This window comes from Mesonia profundi (assembly GCF_031085155.1).
In the GTDB taxonomy this organism is placed as follows: domain Bacteria; phylum Bacteroidota; class Bacteroidia; order Flavobacteriales; family Flavobacteriaceae; genus Mesonia; species Mesonia profundi.
In genome coordinates, this window is record NZ_JAVHUL010000026.1 from 23,363 (window position 1) to 41,552 (window position 18,190).

Sequence of the window (18,190 nt, forward strand, 5' to 3'; positions counted from 1 at the left end):
TTAATTTTTAAATGCCCAAGATTTAATCAGCACAAAACCAAAGCCCATAAATAACATCACGTGAAAAAGCAGCAAACCAAAATCATGCACTTTAAAAGCGCTATAAATGGCGAAACCAAAGTAAAGTAGGCAAAACACTTCTAAGATTTGTGCAAAAGAAAACTCTCTTTTCAAGTATTTATTGGCTTTCCAAACTTCATCTTTATTAGAAATATTGAATTTTGGGGTTCGTATAAAGTCCGATTTCTTCCCTAAATGTCCTTCCATCACCGCAATAGAGTTGTGCACCGAAAGTCCTAAAGCCACCGAAAAAAAAGTGAAGAACAATCCTATAAAATTTAGAAAATTTTTAAAACCTCCTCCATGAATTTTAGTGTAGGTAAGCCAATAACAAATCAGAAAAATAAACGTGCTCACGCTAAAAAATGCGAGTCCGTAGAACACAAAATTCCAATCGGGATGCGCTGCTTTAATGTATAAAATAGGAACACTTAAAATGGCGATTGCCAACACCAGTAAAAACATACTGCTGTTTAATAAGTGAAAAAAACTATGGTATTTGGTTTTCCAAGAAACCTTGGAGTCTCTGGCCAGTTTAAAAAATAACTTCTGAAAATTCTCTGCTGCACCTTTATTCCATCGAAACTGTTGGGATTTTGCAGCACTAATTGCCACAGGTAATTCTGCCGGAGTTTCAACTTCTTCCAAGTATTTAAACTTCCAATTTTTGAGTTGCGCCCGATAGCTTAAATCTAAATCTTCGGTTAAGGTATCGCCTTCCCAATTGCCCGCATCTAGAATACATTCTTTTCGCCAAACCCCTGCCGTACCATTAAAATTGATAAAATGGTTGCCAAAATTTCGTCCTACTTGCTCTAGAATAAAATGAAAATCTAACGCAAAAGCCTGTACTTTGGTGAGGATAGAAAAATCTCTATTGAGATGTCCCCAACGGGTTTGTACAACCCCTATCTGAGGATCTTTAAAAAAGGGAATGGTCTTTTGCAGCCAATCTTCTTTAGGCATAAAATCGGCGTCAAAAATGGCTATAAAATCTCCTTTTGCTGTTTTTAAACCTTCTTTTAAGGCTCCCGCTTTAAACCCTGAGCGCTTGGTACGCGTCATGTGCTTAATATCTAAACCTTCTTGTTGTAAACCCTGTATTAATTCTTGTGTTGGCTGCAAGGACTCATCGGTAGAGTCATCTAAGACTTGTATTTCTAATTTCTCTCGGGGATAATTAATTTTGGCGATGTTTTTCAATAAACGTTGCACCACATACATTTCGTTATACAAAGGCAATTGAATGGTCACTAAAGGAATTTCTTCAGGTTTTGAGAAATTGAATTGTATCGCTTTCGCGGAATTTTTTTTAGATTTCAAATAGTTAAAGTAGAGTCCTAATTGTGCGATGGCATATAAGAAAACCAGCAGTAAACACCCGGTATAAATACTGATAAGAACTATTTCTAAGATCATCTTTTTAAACCATATTTAAAAATCCAGGTTAAGATTTTCACTCCTGCAAAAACAGCTCCTTTCAACGTTCCCGAAACTTTGGAAACCCCTATCCTATTTCTATATTTTACAGGAATCTCTTCATAAGTGTATTCTTTTTTAAGCGCTTTTAGCTGCATCTCTACCGTCCAACCATAGGTTTTATCTTCCATACCTAAAGCCACTAATTTTTGATATTTGATCGCTCTAAACGGCCCCAAATCTGTAAATTTTGAGTTGAACATAACTTTCATTAAAAAAGTCGCTAATCCATTTCCAAAGATTTGTGGGAAGGTCATTGAACCTGCTTCTCGTAGTCGCTTTACCCTCGCTCCGATTACAAAATCAATGTCTTTATTTATAATGGGTTCTACCAGTTGCGTAAGTTGCTCTGGGTAATCGCTGTAATCTCCGTCTAAAAAAACGATAATATCGGGTGACGTTTCTTGCTGGAAGATATATTGCATCCCTTTTAGACAAGCGTAACCGTAGCCTTTTCTGGCTTCTTTTAAAACGGTAGCGCCAGCCTTGGCTGCATTTTCTTCGGTCTTATCGCTAGAATTATTGCTAATCACTAAGATTTCTTCTACATATTCAGGAATATCTCGAATTACTAAACCTATAGATTTTTCCTCGTTAAAGGCAGGAATAATCACTTTAATTCTTGGGGCCATTACTTTTGATTCACGTAGTCCATCAAATCTACATCGTTGCCCAAAAGTACGTCTTTAGGGTTGATTCTTCCGTCAAGGGAATCGTTTTCTAATTTTAAAACTCCACGCGGACAAACCTCAGCACAAATCCCACAACCTACACATGAAGAACGCACGATATTGGCTCCTTTTTGAGCGTAAGCACGCACATCAATTCCCATTTCGCAATAGGTAGAACAGTTTCCGCAAGAAATACATTGTCCGCCATTTACTGTAATTCTAAATTTTGAAAATAAACGTTGTTGAAATCCTAAAATCGCCGCCATAGGACATCCAAAACGACACCAAACTCGATTTCCGAAAATCGGATAAAAACCAGTTCCTATCACACCACTAAAAATACTTCCGATAAGGAAACCATAAGAAGACCTAAGTGTTTCTGCCTGAAATAAAAATAAATCATTGCCACTAAAAAAATGAATTCCTATCAAACTAGCAATAATAACCATATAACCGATGGCTGCATACTGCGCGTCTTTCTCTAATTCTTGGCGCTTAAAAATCATCACCCAAGCAAATACCAAGCTTAGTAAACCTCCCACTAAGAGTAAGAAAAGGTCTTTGGTAAGCCAATATTTTTCGGGATCATAACCCAAATAAGTATAAATCACAGCGGTGGTCATTAAAACGACAAACACTACAACGCTATGCACTACCCAGCGCTCTACCTTCCAAGCGAATGTACTTTTATCGCTTAGTTGTCTAAACGAATCTCCGGCTGTTTCGGCGAGACCTCCACAACCACAAACCCAAGAGCAATACCAGCGTTTTCCATATTTATAGGTTAAAATAGGCGTAATTACGAGAATAGAAACAATTCCAAAAATCAATAAAGCAACACCAACTGTTCCTGCACTTATAAAATCATCTACGCGGTATTGTTCAAAATTATAATAATTAAGCGGCCAAATATTTTTTAAATCGTAGTAAGGAAGCGAAAAACCTTTTCCGTTAAGGCGCGCCATAAATTCTGGAATCAAAAAAGCAAATGCCGTCTGAAAAAACATCACCGAGATGGTTCTTAGTTTCTCATAGCGGCTGTGTCTATATTTCCATAAAAATTTAAATCCGAAAGCAAGAATGGCTAGGGTGTATAAAACGCCGTAGACAAACCATTGGCTGGCGGGATTTCCACTTAAAGCTTTACTAAACGGATCAAAAAGAGCGATTAAACCTACATTGGCTGCATCTTCTCGAAGACCGATTAAAGCCGGGAAAAAATATAAAATAATGTAAAATCCTGTAAGTAACACTCCAAAAACCCAAGCCCAAAGTCCTCTACTAGAAATGGATTTAAACCAAACGCCATCATTTTTTATTCCTGCAGATTTATTTCCATACGCTGCCGCGGAAAATAAAATCACTCCGCCTCCAATACCGCCTAAAGCGAGACTTAACCACAAGCTTTTTTGAGGTAATTCCACTTGAAATGTCGCGAGTACCAAGATGAGTAAACCTAACACTCCCATGCTTACTGCTACTTTTTGCAAAGAAGAAAGTGCTTTTGGTGGCTGCCCGCCTAAGGCCATTGATTTTTGAGATTGATACATAGAGCTTTAGGTTACTTTTGAATAAATTTCGTTAAAAGCAGCTTGAATCTGCTTTTCATACTTTCTAGAAAATTCCTTATCGAAATTGGCCTTTTTTAAATTTGAAATCACTTCTTGCAGTTTCATTTGTCGAGATAAGTATTCATCAATTACTTCGTGACGCATTCTTATTCCGAAGGTATTGATGCCCAGAAAAGTTTCATCCGCTTTAGCGTATTGAATATGCACAGCTTTTTCATGCTTAAGATCTTCCCAATAGAAATCACCAATGTCTTCTTCCGCGTTAGCTAAAACACTGCCATAAGTTTGGTATTCTATATCGAAAAACTTAGCCGAATTATACCAATGTCCCGGTTGATAAGTCGTTAGATTGCCACAAATTGTTTGCGCCAACGTCTCTCCCATCATTCTACCCACATACCAAACCGCTTCTATACTTTTTCGATGTGTTGGATGTTCTTTCTGCTCGGCACAATCGCCAATCGCATAGACGTCTTTGATATTGGTTTCTAGGTATTTATTGACTAGAATTCCCCTATTAGTTTCTATTCCCGAATTCTTCAAAAAATCGATATTGGGCTGAACACCCGTACAAATACCTACAAAGTCACAACTAATTTCTTTTCCATCTTTGGTAAGGATTGCATTAACTTGATTATTTTTATCTCCTATAATTTTATCGAGTTCGGTTTCTTCTAAGATTTCGACTCCGTGTTTTTCAATATGTCTAGAAATAAACTGAGCGTCTTGCTGTGGTAAAACATTGCCCCAAAACCCAGATTCCCGAATCAGGATGGTGACATCAATTTTTCGGGTATGGAGCATTTCTGCCAATTCCACTCCGATTAATCCGCCGCCAATAAGGACCGCTTTCTTAATATTTTGTGTATTTTTTTCTAATAGCTCCAAGTCTTGTTTATTCACCAAGCCTTGAACTCCGTTTAAATTCTCGCCTTCCCAACCCCTAAAAGCAGTTTGAGAACCCGTAGCTAAAATAAGTTGATCGTAGGCAATTTCTTCTCCGTTTTGAGTGATTAACTTTTTAGAATTAACCTCTATGTTTGCTACAAAAGCTTGTAGCAACTGAATATTATTCTTTTTCCAAAAGTGATTCTCATAGGGTTGCGTGTGTTCAAACTTCATATGTCCCATATAAATGTACATAAGCGCCGTTCTCGAAAAGAAATATTCACTTTCTGCAGAGATGATTAAAATCTCCTTATCGGAAAATTTACGAATGTGTCTTGCTGCGGTCACTCCAGCAATTCCATTTCCAATAATGACTACTTTTTGGGACATGTGATCAATTTAAACTAGGATAATATACAAATTTTAAGTAACAGAACCTTGGCAGCTGCTTCCCGCTCCTGCCGTACAACCGTAGCAATGTTGAGAAGTAATAATATTTCTATCGTTTAAAACCTCTTCGTTATAATCTGATATATGCTTCACTTTACTCGCTACTTTTAAACCTAACATCTGATTAAAATCACAGTCATAAAGCCACCCATCCCAACTTATGGAGATGGTATTTCTACACATCACATTCTCTACCGCTGCAGGATTGTACGCATCTACTAAATTATACATATAATCCTCATAATTATCTGAAGCGATAAGATAATCTAAAAACCTTGAAATAGGGAGGTTGGTGATTACAAATAAACTATGAAAGTGAATATTGAAGTCCTCGAGCAGGGCTTTCTTAAAATCGCGTTCCATACTAGCTTGATCGCTAGGTAAGAATGCGCCGCTAGGATTGTAAACCAAATCTAAGCGCAAATCGCTACTAGGCATTCCAAAGCCACGTTCGTTTAATTCTTGAAGGGCTTTTATGCTTTTATCAAAAACACCTACTCCCCGCTGCTTATCTGTTTTTCTTCGCGTCCAATGCGGCATAGAAGAAACAACGTGTACATTGTATTGCTTAAAAAAGTCTGGTAAATCGTGGTATTTTTTATTCGCTCTAATAATGGTAAGATTAGAACGCACTATAAAATCTTTGATCCCCACTTTAGAAGCTTCTTCTACAAACCATCTAAACAGCGGATTCATTTCTGGCGCTCCTCCAGTTAAATCTAAGGTATGCGCACCTGTAGTTTGAATGACCTCTAAACACTGCTGCATAGTTTCTTTGGTCATAATCTCTTTACGATCTGGCCCAGCATCTACGTGGCAATGCTCACAAACCTGATTACACATATACCCCAAATTAATTTGAAGAATTTCTAAGCCTTTAGGACGTAAAGGAAATTGGTGAGTTTGGGAAACCTTATCTTTAAACGTGGGCAATTCGTCTTCAAAAATACCGCTAGATAATATCTCTAGCTGCCGATTGGCATCTGCAAGTTTATTTTTTTGTTTTTTTAAGGATTTCGTCGCCATAAAAGCTAGATTCTAGATTAAAAATAAGTTTCTTCAAAAAAAATTTAGTGAGAAAGCTTATCGTATTTTTTCATCATTTGCACTCCGTGTACCAAAGTTGCTCCGCTTTCTATCGCGGCTCCTGCGTGGACTGCCTCCATCATTTCTTCTTTGGTGATTCCACGTTTTAGTCCGTCTTGGGTATAAGCATCAATGCAATAAGGGCATTTTACTACGTGAGAAACCGCTAAAGCAATGAGTGATTTCTCACGTGCTGTTAATGCTCCTTCTTCAAAAACTTTTCCGTAGTAATCAAAAAATTTCTCTCCAAGCTCCTCACTCCAATCCGTAATTTTTCCAAAATTTCTTAGATCTGCGGGGTCATAATAGGTTTTACTCATGGGAATTGTTTTTAGATAGATTAAAGTCGTTGTCTAGTCTATAAACTTACGAAGAAGAAAGAAACTTGGATTGCCTAATCGTATTGATGATTAATGTACCGTTAATTTAGAAAGCTTAGTTCTTTAAAATTGGTAGTTTTTTCTATTGCTATCCAGTTTTATAAATATGAACAGTAAGATGGTAAAACCCCATAAAGCAGAGCCTCCATAACTAAAAAATGGTAAGGGAATTCCTACGGTAGGGAAAATACCCATGACCATTCCTATATTCACAAAAAAATGTATAAATAGAATCCCAGCAACACTATAACCGTAAATTCTACTGAATTGGGATTTTTGTCGTTCGGCTAAAAAAAGAATCCGTAGAAGTAGACAAACAAATAAAACCATTAAAATACTACTCCCTAAGAAACCCCACTCTTCTCCTACCGTACTAAAAATATAATCTGTATGTTGTTCTGGTACAAAGTTTCCTTTCGTCTGGGTTCCTTGAGTCCATCCTTTTCCTGTCCACCCTCCACTTCCTATGGCGATTTCACTTTGGCGCGTATTGTAGCCTATTCCGTGACTATCTACTTCTTTTCCTAATACAAGATTAAAACGATCGCGATGGTGTTGTTTAAAAACATTCTCAAAGATATACGTAACGGAAAAGGCAAAGCCTATGGAGAATGCGGTCACTAAAATGTATCGTATATAGTGTTTCCGTTTTTTCTTCCGATTAATAAACAAAACCAATAGAGCCATTAGAATTACACCTATGGAAACCCATATACTTCCGAAAAGTAGCGTAAACACGAAAAGAGCCCCGAAAGAAAGAAACACCAACAAGTAACCAGCTGAAATCCCTTCCCGATATAATGGAAAGAAAAATGCAGCATAAACTATAGCACTTCCAGGATCTGGCTGTAACATAATTAAAAGTACAGGAAGAAAAAGAATACCAAAAGCAGTTATTTGATGCTTAAAAGTTTTGATATTGGTTTGAATATCACTTAGGTATTTTGCTAAGGCTAGGGCAGCCGCAATTTTAGCAAATTCCGTAGGCTGAATACTAAAGCTTCCAAAAGTATACCAGGAAGTGGATCCTGAGATAGTTCTACCGAAGACAAAAAGTCCCAGCAAGGACAATAAGGCGACTAAATAAATCACGCTCGAAAAACGCTCATAAAACTTAGCTTCTACAGAAAGAATAAATACAATTAAAATGAGGCTTAATCCAATAAATAAGGCTTGTCTCCCATAGGTTTGACTCATATCAAAAAAACCCGTAGAAGCTTCATTTAACGAAGCCGAATAAATATTCATCCAACCAAACCCTACTAGTATTATAAAAAGAAATACAGTGATCCAGTCTATTTCGGTAGATTTTCCCATTTATTGATTAATTCTAAAAGGTTCTCCGCTATAGGGTTTTGCATATTCTTCTTCTAAAGAATGTTCTAACACCCATTTTTCTAAGTCTTTTCTGCTAATCTCTTCCTTTAAATATTTTTCTATCATTAAACTGGCTATTCTTCCTGCGAAACGAGAGCCCCAATATCCATTCTCTACCACTACTGCGATAGCTATTTTAGGATCATCTTTAGGAGCAAAAGCAATAAATATGGAATGGTCTGTTAACTGAGTTCTTTCGCCATCAATTTTGGTGAAATTTTCGGCAGTACCTGTTTTTCCGCAAATTTCGACTTCAGGAATTTGTAAAAATCGAGCTGTTCCATATTCATATACACCAAACATTCCTTCTACAATAGGATCAAAGTGCTCTCTATTAATCGTGGTTTGATTTTTTTGAATAAACTTTTCATCTTTTATAGGTTTATCATCAATCTCTTTTAAGATATGTGGTGTATAAAACCATCCTCGATTGGCTATGGCCGCCGTAAAATTAGCTAGCTGAATAGGTGTTGCCAAAACCTCTCCTTGTCCAATAGCATTAGATAGAGTGTAGGTAGAAGTCCATCTACCCCCAGGATACCATTTATCGTAATAGTCTCCGTTTGGCACTCTTCCTGGTTGACCTACAGGCAGGTCGTTCCCTAAGAATCCTCCCAATCCAAAACTCTTTAGGTGATTACTCCAAGCATCCATTCCGTCACTGGCTTTGTCATATTTATCGATCACTCTCCTATAGCTTTTAGCGAAATACGTATTACAGGACTGCGCTAATGCCGGAGTCATAGAAAGCGGACTCGCGTGAGAGTGACATCCCATTTTCGATTTTCTACCATACCTAAACCCCATATGGCATCCTATGGTTTCTTTGGTATCGATTACATTTTCTTCTAAAGCGATTAAACCTGTTAAGGCTTTGAAAGGGGATCCTGGAGGATACATGGCTTGTAATCCTCTATTTAAAAGTGGCTTATTAATGGTATCGTACCAGAGCTTTGTAAAGTTTTTAGATCTTTTTCTTCCCACGAGTAAGGCGGGATCATATGTTGGAGCGGTGACCAAGGAAATGATTTCACCGCTAGAGGGTTCTATCGCTACAATACCACCGTGTTTACCTTGCATTAATTTCTCACCGTAGGCCTGTAATTTGGCATCTAGCGTTAAAGTAATGTCTTTTCCTTTTACCGGAAGCGTATCGTAAATTCCTTCCTTATAAGGTCCAATATTTCTATTAAATCGGTCTTTTTGCGTGTATTTAACGCCTTTAACTCCTCTTAAAACTTCTTCATATTGTTTTTCTACCCCAGATCTTCCAATTAAATCTCCGGATTTATAGTAAGGGAGGTTATCTACTTCTGCATTAGTAACTTCAGAAATATAACCCAACTCACTTGCTGAATTTTTAGTCTTATAATCTCGTAATGATCTCTTCTGAATATAAAAACCCTCATACTTCCGCATTTTTTCTTGCAGGAAGGCGAACTCATCTTTAGTAAGCTGAGGCACAATAACCGAGGGCAATCTAGGAGAGTAGATTTTAGCCTTATCCAATTGCTTCTCCAATCGCTCTATAGAAATATTAAGCAAGCCAGAAAACTCTAAGGTGTCAAAAGGTTCAATATCTCTTGGAATAGCCATCACATCATAAGAAGGCTGATTAGAGACTAAAAGCTCTCCATTTCTATCAAAAATATAACCTCTCTGTGGGTAGTCATAGTCCACGCTAATTGCATTATTTTCAGAAAGCCCTACAAACGAAGTATCTACCACTTGCATATAAAATAGCCTCCCGATAAAAACAAATCCAGTGATTAAAATAATAGCTACGGAAAGTAATTTTCTCATTTTTTATTCTGTTTAAATAGGCCTGTTACAATAAGAATTAAAAGAATGGTAAATAGGCTAGAAAACAAAGTTTTCTTCAGGATCAATACGATATAAGATAAATCAAATATCTCTAAGGAGAACAACATCAAATGATGAATAAGCACCAACAATGAAATATAGGTAAATCGTTGCGCAAAAGGCGTTTGATGGAATTTTACGGTTTGGTGTTCGTAACTTATTCCGAAAGAAAACCTTAAAAAGTTAGGTCTTAAGTAAGCAATAAGAACGGAAGCTGCAGCGTGAATTCCTCCAGTATCTTCAAAAATATCTATGGTTAATCCTATTAAAAAACTAAAAAAAATAGTCTTATACTGCGTTAGGTTAAGCGGCAATAATAAAATAAAGAAAACGTATAAATAGGGGTTGATGTATCCCAAAAAGTTAATATTACTAAGAATGAGTACTTGCAATAAAGCTAGAATTATAAATCGAGCAATATTTGAAATTAGAAATTTATTCATTGCTATCTAAATTTTTAATTTCTTCTTGATTGTTGTTTTTGATCAAGTAGACATAGCCTACATTGGTCATATCGTTAAACAACCTTACATCAATCTCATAATAATTTTGATTGCTTTTTAAATGAAAATCTTCTATAATCCCTACCGGAATTCCCTTAGGAAAGATTAAAGATCTCCCATCTGTATGGATCGTATCTCCCTTTTTTACAGGCGCTAATCGCGGAATCTCTTCTACCTGCACCCTATTAGGATCTTTTCCGTTCCAAGTGAGTGTTCCAAAGTGATCTGACTTTTTAAGTTTTACATTAATCGCCGAATTAGTGTTTAAAATAGAAATTACCCTCGCGTAATTTTGGCTAGTTTCATCTACAATTCCCACAATTCCTCTACTGGTTATCACTCCATAATCTGTGGCAACGCTATCTGCTTTCCCTTTATTAACCAATAAAAAATTATCTCGCTTAGAATACCTATTGGCAATAACCTTTGCAGTGATAAATTGATAGGGATCATTATAAGAAGTAGTGTCGGTAAACACAGAGTCTAACTCGACTTCTGTTAAAGCCGCTAAATTTTCTCTTAGCGTCTTGTTTTCATCTACCAATCTCTCGTTGTATTCTCTTAGATTAAAATACATGTCAACGTCATTTACCCAAGAGTAAATTCCACCGGTAAAAAAATTGGCTGAACTTATAAACTTACTTTTATGATAAGAATGCGATTGTATGGTAAAGATAACAGACAACAGAAATAAAAATAAAAAAAGCAAGGTATTCTTATATTTGATAAGAAAATTGATAATCTGTTGCATACTCTAGTCTCTTCTCTTCCCTATTTAATCAAAACGCTCTTGAATTTAGCAAGGTTTTTTAAAGTAATCCCTGTACCACGCACTACAGCTCTTAAAGGGTCTTCTGCAATGTAAACGGGTAAATCTGTTTTTTGAGATAAACGTTTGTCTAATCCTCTCAACATAGATCCTCCTCCTGCAAGATACACTCCGGTATTATAAATATCGGCTGCTAACTCTGGAGGAGTTTGTGATAAGGTTTCCATCACTGCATCTTCTATACGAAGAATTGATTTATCTAAAGCTTTCGCTATTTCTCGGTAAGAAATTTCTACTTGCTTTGGTTTTCCAGTAAGTAAATCACGCCCTTGAACGCTCATTTCTTCTGGTGGCACTTCTAAATCTTCTGTTGCTGCTCCAATTTGAATTTTAATTTTTTCTGCGGTACGCTCTCCTACATATAAGTTATGTTGTGTTCGCATGTAATACACGATATCATTGGTAAAAACATCTCCTGCTACTTTTACAGATTTATCGCAAACAATTCCGCCAAGGGCAATAACCGCAATCTCTGTGGTACCACCACCTATGTCTACAATCATATTTCCTTTTGGCTGCATAATATCTACCCCAATACCAATTGCTGCGGCCATAGGTTCATGAATCAAATAAACTTCTTTTCCATTCACACGTTCGGCACTTTCTTTTACCGCTCGCATCTCCACCTCTGTAATCCCAGAAGGGATACAAATGACCATACGTAAGGCCGGAGTGAAAATCTTCTTTTTTAAAGCAGGAATTTCTTTAATAAACATGGTAAGCATTTGCTCACTTGCATCAAAATCTGCAATAACCCCATCCTTTAAAGGCCTTATGGTTTTAATATTTTCGTGAGTTTTTCCCTGCATCATTGCAGCTTCTTTTCCAGCTGCAATAATTTTTCCGGTTACTCGGTTTCTAGCTACGATAGATGGGCTATCCACCACTACTTTATCATTATGAATAACAAGAGTATTGGCCGTACCAAGATCTATTGCTATATCTTCTGTTAGAAAATCAAAAAATCCCATAGAATTTAAAAAGGTATTGAATTAGGGTAATTTATAAGCGTATAAAGTTAATGTTTAAAATGACGCGTTCCTGTCATAACCATAGAAATATCATTTTTATTGCAATAATCTATACTTAATTGATCTTTTATGGACCCTCCGGGTTGAATAACCGACTTAATCCCTGCTTTATCAGCTATTTCGACACAATCTGGGAAAGGAAAAAAAGCATCACTTGCCATTACCGCTCCGTCTAAATCAAAGTTAAAAGCTTCCGCTTTTTCTATACTTTGTCTCAACGCATCTACACGAGAAGTTTGTCCGGTTCCGCTGGCACAAAGTTGCTTTCCTTTTACCAAAACAATGGTGTTCGATTTGGTATGTTTACAAATTTTTGAAGCAAACAATAAATCTTCTATTTGCTCTGCACTTGGTTTTGTGTCTGTAGCCTCTTTTAGATTTTCTTTTGTATCAGTTTTTAAGTTTTTATCCTGAACCAAAACTCCGTTTAAACAAGTTCTCACCGTCCTTGCCGGCTGCTCAACTTCTTTTAGGATCAAAATGATTCGGTTTTTCTTTCCTTTTAAAACCTTTAAGGCATCTTCATCATAGCTTGGCGCTATCACTACCTCACAAAACAATTGATGAATTTCTTCTGCAGTAGCGACATCAATTTTGGTATTAGAAATTAAAACTCCGCCAAAAGCCGAAACTGGATCTCCTGCCAAGGCATCCTTATAAGCCCCTAAAATGGTTTCCCTTTGTGCTAATCCGCAAGCATTGTTATGTTTTAAAATAGCAAAGGTTGGGGCATCATTTTTAAATTCCCCCATTAAATTTACCGCTGCATCTACATCTAGTAAATTATTATAAGACAATTCTTTTCCGTGTAATTTATCGAAAAGGGCATCAAAATCTCCAAAGAAATATCCTTTCTGATGTGGATTCTCCCCGTATCTTAATTGCTTCCCTTGTGTGATGCTCTGCTTGTAAACCACCTCATCTTCATTCTGATTGAAGTAATTAAATATTGCCGTATCGTAATGAGAGGATTCCTGGAAGGCTTTTCCTGCAAAACGTTTTCTATCGGCCAAAGAAATAGCGCCCTTGTTGGCTGAAATTAACTCTAAAAACTCTTCATAATCGTTCATAGAAGAAACGCAAAGCACATCCTTAAAGTTTTTTGCTGCAGCTCTAATTAGAGAAATTCCTCCAATATCTATTTTTTCTATTATATCTTGTTCTGCAGCGCCAGAAGCTACCGTTTTTTCAAAAGGATATAGATCTACAATTACGATATCCAATTGCGGAATTTCATACTGCTCCATCTCTTTCACATCCCCCTCGTGATCTTGTCTATTTAAAATACCACCAAATACTTTAGGGTGTAATGTTTTTACTCTTCCCCCAAGAATAGACGGATAAGAAGTGACATCTTCTACAGGAACAACTTCTATTCCTAAATTCTTAATAAAAGTTTCTGTTCCTCCGGTAGAATAGATCTTTACCCCTTGCTCGTTAAGCTTTTTAACGATAGGTGCTAATCCATCTTTGTGAAATACCGAAATTAAGGCTGATTTTGCAGTTTTTGAATGACTCATGTAGTGTTGTTGTTTGGAGTCGCAAAAGTAATATTTTAAGCTCAAAAGTTAAACATGAATAGGATTTTATTCTTATAAAATTGTAACAAAAAAATAAGGAAAACGTCCTATCTTTAAAGCGACCTATTAAATCTTAGCTAGAAGGCCTTATGCTCATCTATTTACGCATCATCAAAGAGAGTTTTAATTTTGCGATTAACGCCCTCAAAAACAACAAACTAAGAACCTTTTTATCCCTTTTAGGGGTAACCATTGGTATTTTCTCCATTATTGCGGTTTTGGCTGCTGTAGATTCTTTAGAGAAAGAAGTAAAAGGAAGTTTGAGCTCTCTAGATAGTAGCACCATTATCATCATGCGTTTTTCTTTTGGTCCTACAGATATTCCTCAGTGGAAAAGAGAACAGTTTCCCGATGTAAGCTATACCGAATACCAGCACCTTAAGAAAAATATGTCTGAAACAGAAGCGGTTACCTATAGGCTTAACGTCAACCGAGAAACCATCACTTTTGGAGGCAAGCAGGTAGAAGGCGTTGAAATTGGAGCTACGGGAAGTGAATATTACGACATTGAGTCTTTAAAATTATTAGACGGCAGATTTTACAACGAAGCTGAAGCCAATAGTGGCTCCCCCGTTATTGTTCTAGGACACGAAATTGCCGAAAATCTCTTTGGACAAGCCATTTCTGCTACTGGAAATAAAGTACGGCTTTACGGAAGAAAATTTACCGTGATTGGCGTTTTAGAGAAAGAAGGCTCTAGTATGCTTGGATCGTCCAAAGATGGCATCATTTATATCCCCGTAAATGTGGCTCGAAGGATTTATGGAGACAATAACAAAAGTGTTTTTCCGCAAATTGTGGTGAAACCTGAAAAAGGCGTAGATAACGACGAATATATTGCCAGCTTAGAGCAACACCTAAGAATTTTTAGAGGTCTTAAGCCTACAGATGTCAATAATTTTTTCACCAATCAGCTAAAAGGATTTACAGATTTTATAGACAATATCACTGGGCAACTTAACTTTATGGGAATGATTATTAGTGGCTTTTCTTTACTTGTAGGTGGCTTTGGTATTGCCAACATTATGTTTGTTTCGGTAAAAGAGCGCACCAACCTCATAGGTATTCAAAAATCTTTAGGAGCCAAAAACAAGTTTATCCTACTTCAGTTTTTATTTGAAGCTGTTGTTTTGGCTATTATTGGCGGCTTGGTTGGCTTATTTTTGGTCTGGATCATTTCCTTAATTGCTTCTAGCCTAACAGAAGATTTTGACTTTGTTTTATCTACCTTTAACATCATCATCGGGATGTCTGTTTCTGCACTAATTGGATTAATTTCGGGTATAATTCCCGCTATTTCTGCCTCTAGATTAGATCCTGTAGAAGCTATTCGTACTGGAATGTAAACCACTTATTAATGAAAAATATATCGCATTATTAAGTATCCATTTTGTTTTCGCTTCCGCGGAAGCGAAAAATTTAAATACTCAGAAATTAGACAGCCTATTTGATTTGTTAGAACAACATCACAAAATGATGGAAAGTGTCGCGATCACCAAAAATGGAGAAAAAGTATACTCTAGAAGTATTGGTTTTGCGAACGTCGAGAAAAAGAAAAAAGCCAACGAAAAAACCAAGTATAGAATAGGCTCGATCACCAAAAGTTTTACCGCCACGGTTATTTTACAACTTATAGACGAAGGCAAACTAACGCTAAACACGAATTTGGCTGAGTTTTATCCCGAGATTGTAAACGCTTCAGAAATCACCATTCAGCAATTATTAAATCATCACAGCGGATTATTTAATTTTACCAGTGCAGAAGACTATTTAAGCATCAACACCAAAGCACTTTCGAAAGAAGAACTCTTGGCGATCATTAAGAAAAACGGAAAAGCATTTGAACCCGGAGAAAAAGGAGAATATTCTAACACCAACTACCTTTTACTTACCTTTATCTCAGAAGATCTTGATAAAGATAGTTTTGCCAATATCTTAGAAAAAAGAATTTTTAAGCCGCTAAAATTAAAAAATACCCAAGTGGGCGAAAAAATAAACTCCAAGAAAAATGAGGCTTTTTCTTATTCCCGTAAAATGGGTGCTCGGAAAAAAGAGCAAGAAACCCATATGAGTATTCCTTTGGGCGCAGGAAATATTATTTCTACTCCTACTGATATTGCCAAATTTTATACCGCCTTATTGGAAGGAAAATTACTTTCTCCAGGAAGCTTGCTCAACATGAAAATTTTTGAGGATAGTTTTGGGCTAGGGCTCTTTCAATTGCCTTATAATGAGAATAGAGCCTACGGACATACGGGAGGTATTGATGGCTTTTTATCTATGGCAGGATATTTCCCCAACGAAAAAATGGCTTTTATATTAACTTCTAATGGCAGCTCCATCAACCTCAACGATGTTGCTCTGGGTGTTTTAGCCATTTACTTTAAGGATAATTATCAATTACCCCAATATGAAGAAGAAGTGGTTCTTTCTATGGAAATCCTAACTTCTTACGAAGGGGTTTATGGAAACGACACTTTTTCTTTAGACATTAGCGTCACTAACGATGATGGGGATTTAATGGCGCAAGCTACAGGACAGTCTTCCTTTAAGCTGACTCCTACTTCTAAAAACACGTTTGTCTTTAAACCTGCAGGAATCAAAATCACTTTTAAAAATGATATTCTTAGCATAGAACAAGCAGAAATGACTCATGCTCTGACTAAAAAATAAATTCTTTCTTTTTTTAAAACTTTATAAAACACCTTTTACGAGGTATTTTTTTATGCGATTTTTATTATGCCCTTCATCCTAAATAAAAACTCATCTACAAATTAGATTAAAAACTACTCTCGGTCAATTAACAGATTCTCGTTACATCGTAAAAAACAAGCATCGTTTGAATAAATACCCATTTTCGGGTATTACAAGCTCCATTCATTTGTTCTTATTTTACCATAACTAAAGTAATTATCTAAATAACGAACGATGAAAAAAATCTTCCTAGTACTAGCATGTCTCTGCTCTTTGATTATGTTCTCTCAAGAACATTTTTTAGGAATCAACACTTCGAGAAAAACGACAATGCTGAATGTAGACTATAACCCAGCAGAACTCGTAAACCTTTCTAATAAAGTAGACATAGGAATACTTCACTTAAGCGTTAATGCCTCTAACAACAAGATTAATATGTTAGATTTTATAGATTCTGATAAGTCCTCAGAAGATTACGAAGCCGCTTTATTGAGTGGCGGAGATCCCTTTAGTACCAGTGTTAACCTTAAATTAATGGGACCATCAATTGGTGTAAGGCTTAAAAAATGGGGTTTCGGGTTTAAGTATACTCTTAATGCCAACGTTTCATTAACCAATTTAGACCCTAAACTTATAGATATTATTGATGCCGAAGAAGACTTCATAACCGAAGTAAAAACCAATGATAATCAGCGTATAACTGCTGTTGCATATCAAACCTTAGATTTCTCTGTCGCCAGAAATATCATGGAGAATGAAAAAGCAAAACTCTCTGCTGGAGTAACCGTAAAATTACTCGCATCAGAAGCTTATGCCAATGGAGGAATTAATAAGCTCAATGCTCATATAGAAAGAGAAGAGGATGACTTATATTTTAGTAAGGCTAATGCCGATGTAGAACTCACGTATTCTGGCATTTTCAATCGAAGTTTTGACGAATATAATTATAGCTTTCTGGCCAATGGTATTGAGGGAATTGGAAGTGATATTGGCTTAAATTATCAAATTAAAAACACCAACTTAAAATATCCGTATAAATTAAATTTAGGACTCGCTGTAAAAGATATTGGAAGCATGAATATTAAAGAAAATGCTCGAAAAGAAACCTATAAATTAAATATTCCGTCAAACGAGCGATTTAATACCGCCGAGTTTAATGATATAGAGAATGCTGAAGATCTTATGGGAGTATTAGAAGAAAGTAATTATTTTGAGTCTACTAGCTCTGCTACGAGTGCAAAAGTAAAACTCCCTACTTCTTTACATATATATGCAGACTATCAAATAATAGGTAATTTTTTTGGAACATTACAAATTAATCAAAGTCTGGTAAAAAACAGTAATAACGATGTAATACCTAATTATAGCACTTACGCCTTAATTCCTAGGTATTCTGCAAATGGTTTCGAAGCTTATTTGCCCTTAAGTATTTCTAGCATCTCTAAGTTTAATGCTGGATTTGGCTTACGTTTAGGTGGCTTCTTCTATCTAGGATCTTCCTCTGCCCTTTCTGCTATGTTACAAGATGAAATAAAAAAAATAGATCTACATCTTGGACTTCGATTTGGTATAGGATCAAGAAAAAATAATAGCTTAGAAGAAATAGAAGAACCAAAAACTAACTCATAAACTTGTTTCTTCTAAGTATTAGAATCTTGAATTCAACTCATAAACGCAACTTTTAGCGAATGATGATATAGTTATTTTTCAGAAGAAAGAAGGGAATGT

15 protein-coding genes are annotated in these 18,190 nt (G+C 36.2%); 3 read left to right on the forward strand and 12 right to left on the reverse strand.

The window, feature by feature from the left end; translation table 11 throughout:
• The 12 genes from RBU60_RS10090 to purH form a co-directional block, all read right to left on the reverse strand.
• Positions 1 to 1,479, reverse strand: coding sequence for a cellulose synthase family protein (locus RBU60_RS10090; RefSeq protein WP_308864796.1), 1,479 nt, complete (start codon positions 1,477 to 1,479; stop codon positions 1 to 3).
• Positions 1,476 to 2,171: a glycosyltransferase family 2 protein gene (locus tag RBU60_RS10095; protein ID WP_308864797.1), complete on the reverse strand. Its 696-nt coding sequence runs from the start codon at positions 2,169 to 2,171 to the stop codon at positions 1,476 to 1,478. Before RBU60_RS10095 ends, RBU60_RS10090 begins: the two co-directional genes overlap by 4 nt.
• The gene (locus RBU60_RS10100; RefSeq protein ID WP_308864798.1) at positions 2,171 to 3,760 is read right to left on the reverse strand and encodes a 4Fe-4S binding protein; all 1,590 of its coding nucleotides are present in this window, start codon (positions 3,758 to 3,760) and stop codon (positions 2,171 to 2,173) included. Before RBU60_RS10100 ends, RBU60_RS10095 begins: the two co-directional genes overlap by 1 nt.
• A 6-nt stretch (positions 3,761 to 3,766) precedes the next feature.
• A complete protein-coding gene (locus tag RBU60_RS10105; protein WP_308864799.1) occupies positions 3,767 to 5,059 on the reverse strand; it encodes an NAD(P)/FAD-dependent oxidoreductase in 1,293 nt (430 codons plus the stop codon).
• A gap of 33 nt (positions 5,060 to 5,092) precedes the next feature.
• Positions 5,093 to 6,145: an arsenosugar biosynthesis radical SAM (seleno)protein ArsS gene (arsS, locus tag RBU60_RS10110; protein ID WP_308864800.1), complete on the reverse strand. Its 1,053-nt coding sequence runs from the start codon at positions 6,143 to 6,145 to the stop codon at positions 5,093 to 5,095.
• 44 nt (positions 6,146 to 6,189) lie between these two features.
• Complete coding sequence (locus tag RBU60_RS10115) at positions 6,190 to 6,525, reverse strand: arsenosugar biosynthesis-associated peroxidase-like protein (RefSeq protein ID WP_308864801.1); 336 nt, start codon at positions 6,523 to 6,525, stop codon at positions 6,190 to 6,192.
• Positions 6,526 to 6,648: 123 nt separating this feature from the next.
• Positions 6,649 to 7,902: a rod shape-determining protein RodA gene (rodA, locus tag RBU60_RS10120; RefSeq protein WP_308864802.1), complete on the reverse strand. Its 1,254-nt coding sequence runs from the start codon at positions 7,900 to 7,902 to the stop codon at positions 6,649 to 6,651.
• The gene (gene mrdA / locus RBU60_RS10125) at positions 7,903 to 9,765 is read right to left on the reverse strand and encodes a penicillin-binding protein 2 (RefSeq protein WP_308864804.1); all 1,863 of its coding nucleotides are present in this window, start codon (positions 9,763 to 9,765) and stop codon (positions 7,903 to 7,905) included. It lies immediately after the preceding gene.
• The gene (locus RBU60_RS10130; RefSeq protein ID WP_308864805.1) at positions 9,762 to 10,268 is read right to left on the reverse strand and encodes a rod shape-determining protein MreD; all 507 of its coding nucleotides are present in this window, start codon (positions 10,266 to 10,268) and stop codon (positions 9,762 to 9,764) included. Before RBU60_RS10130 ends, mrdA begins: the two co-directional genes overlap by 4 nt.
• Positions 10,261 to 11,079, reverse strand: a complete 819-nt coding sequence (mreC, locus tag RBU60_RS10135) for a rod shape-determining protein MreC (protein ID WP_308864806.1) — start codon at positions 11,077 to 11,079, stop codon at positions 10,261 to 10,263. Before mreC ends, RBU60_RS10130 begins: the two co-directional genes overlap by 8 nt.
• A gap of 20 nt (positions 11,080 to 11,099) precedes the next feature.
• Positions 11,100 to 12,128, reverse strand: coding sequence for a rod shape-determining protein (locus RBU60_RS10140; protein ID WP_308864807.1), 1,029 nt, complete (start codon positions 12,126 to 12,128; stop codon positions 11,100 to 11,102).
• A gap of 47 nt (positions 12,129 to 12,175) precedes the next feature.
• Positions 12,176 to 13,708 carry a bifunctional phosphoribosylaminoimidazolecarboxamide formyltransferase/IMP cyclohydrolase gene (gene purH / locus RBU60_RS10145; RefSeq protein ID WP_308864808.1) on the reverse strand — a complete coding sequence of 511 codons (1,533 nt, stop codon included), beginning with the start codon at positions 13,706 to 13,708 and terminating at the stop codon, positions 12,176 to 12,178.
• 149 nt (positions 13,709 to 13,857) lie between these two features.
• Between purH and RBU60_RS10150 the strand changes: the two genes are divergently transcribed.
• The 3 genes from RBU60_RS10150 to RBU60_RS10160 all read left to right on the forward strand — a co-directional run bounded on the left by RBU60_RS10150 (position 13,858) and on the right by RBU60_RS10160 (position 18,091).
• The gene (locus RBU60_RS10150) at positions 13,858 to 15,114 is read left to right on the forward strand and encodes an ABC transporter permease (protein WP_308864809.1); all 1,257 of its coding nucleotides are present in this window, start codon (positions 13,858 to 13,860) and stop codon (positions 15,112 to 15,114) included.
• A gap of 106 nt (positions 15,115 to 15,220) precedes the next feature.
• Positions 15,221 to 16,441 carry a serine hydrolase domain-containing protein gene (locus RBU60_RS10155; RefSeq protein ID WP_308864810.1) on the forward strand — a complete coding sequence of 407 codons (1,221 nt, stop codon included), beginning with the start codon at positions 15,221 to 15,223 and terminating at the stop codon, positions 16,439 to 16,441.
• 255 nt (positions 16,442 to 16,696) lie between these two features.
• The gene (locus RBU60_RS10160; protein WP_308864811.1) at positions 16,697 to 18,091 is read left to right on the forward strand and encodes a DUF5723 family protein; all 1,395 of its coding nucleotides are present in this window, start codon (positions 16,697 to 16,699) and stop codon (positions 18,089 to 18,091) included.
• Positions 18,092 to 18,190 lie beyond the last annotated feature (99 nt).